Annotated in this window: 1 protein-coding gene; it reads right to left on the reverse strand. The window is 65.9% G+C overall.

Annotated elements, in window-relative coordinates:
- Window positions 1-87: 87 nt before the first annotated feature.
- Window positions 88-734, reverse strand: a 647-nt coding sequence (locus JNK74_28795) for a DUF1501 domain-containing protein (GenBank protein ID MBL7650181.1), incomplete at its 5' end; no start/stop codon positions are given.

Consider the following 734-nt stretch of genomic DNA (forward strand, 5'->3'; position numbering starts at 1 on the left):
CTTGCAGTGGTTGCCGCGTCCCGCGGAGGCGTCGGAGCGGCGCTCCGGGGACGGCATTCGCAAGTGAAACCTGGAAACGAGATTTCGTCACGCAAGTATATCATGCACCACATGACCGTGAACGTCCGTGAGGCGGCGGTTGGTGCCGTTGTGCAGGACGGTCAGCTTCTCGTGGTCGATGCCGAGCAGGTGCAGCGACGTGGCCAGCACGTCTTTTGGCGAGAACGGGTTGCTGGCGACGTCGCCGCCCGATTCGTCCGTCCGGCCCACGACGCGCCCCTTCGCCACGCCGCCGCCCGCCATCACCGCCGAATACGCCCGAGACCAGTGGTGCCGCGCGGCGCCGCGGGGCTTGCCGTCGATCTTCGGCGTGCGGCCGTGTTCGCTGAGCACCAGCACCAGCGTCTCATCGAGCAGGCCGCGCTGTTCCAGATCCAGTATCAGCGTCGCATACGCCTGATCGAACACCGGCAGCAAGTATTCGCGCAGTCGCGGGTAGTGGTTGGCGTGTGTGTCCCAGCAGCTTCCACCGAACGGGCCGAAAGGATCCCAGAAGACCGAGACGAATTTTCCGCCCGCTTCCACCAGCCGCCGTGCGGCAAGGCACGACTGACCGAACAGCGTCATGCCGTAACGGTCGCGTGTTTCGGCCGTTTCCTGGTGGATGTCGAGCGCGTCGCGGATGCGGCCTGCGGACAGCATCGAATAGGCCGCCTGACAGTGGTCGCCCCAGG

Source organism: Candidatus Hydrogenedentota bacterium (assembly GCA_016791475.1).
GTDB lineage: Bacteria > Hydrogenedentota > Hydrogenedentia > Hydrogenedentales > JAEUWI01 > JAEUWI01.